1 protein-coding gene is annotated in these 510 nt (G+C 31.0%); it reads right to left on the bottom strand.

Translation table 11 applies throughout. From position 1 onward, the window contains the following. Nucleotides 1–198: 198 nt before the first annotated feature. On the bottom strand, nt 199–510 hold a 312-nt coding region (locus ACF91D_RS31680; protein WP_392438685.1), incomplete at its 5' end, for a hypothetical protein.

The raw sequence follows: 510 nt of genomic DNA, 5'->3' as shown, positions 1-510 counted from the left end.
CAATCTACGTTATCAACCAATATCATATGTTCCTTAATAGCTGATTCCAAAGATGCTTTATTATCATACACTCCTATAAATTCTAGATCGCCATAAGTTTCACTATAAACTAATGTATAAACTTGTTTTTGTTCCATGAATAACCGCTTCCTTTCTAATCTATTATGAATAGGAAGGGCTATTTCTAGCCCGCTTTCCTTATCTCACACATAAGTAAAATGTATCTTCTAAGTTAATAAGGGTTTCTCTTTTTAGAATTACCTTATTGGCTTTTCCTTCTGTATAAGCGATATAGCAACATTCGTATTGGGTTTTCTCCATTTCTTTAAAAATTTGATAGCTTGCCATATCTGCTTTAATTTCCGTATTGTGTGCTTGGTTAAACTGCGTAATTGTTGTATTCATAAGTGATCGCTCCCTTGTTCGATTGGTTAATTTCATCATATCGTACACTAATGTACGTTTCAAGCATTTTGTATTATTTTTTATTATTTTTGTAAATAAATGTAC

The organism is Staphylococcus sp. 231237_7MaSpsaltlick (assembly GCF_043107035.1).
The sequence above is the reverse complement of the archived record's forward strand: the minus strand, read 5'-3'. Positions and strand labels throughout refer to the sequence as shown.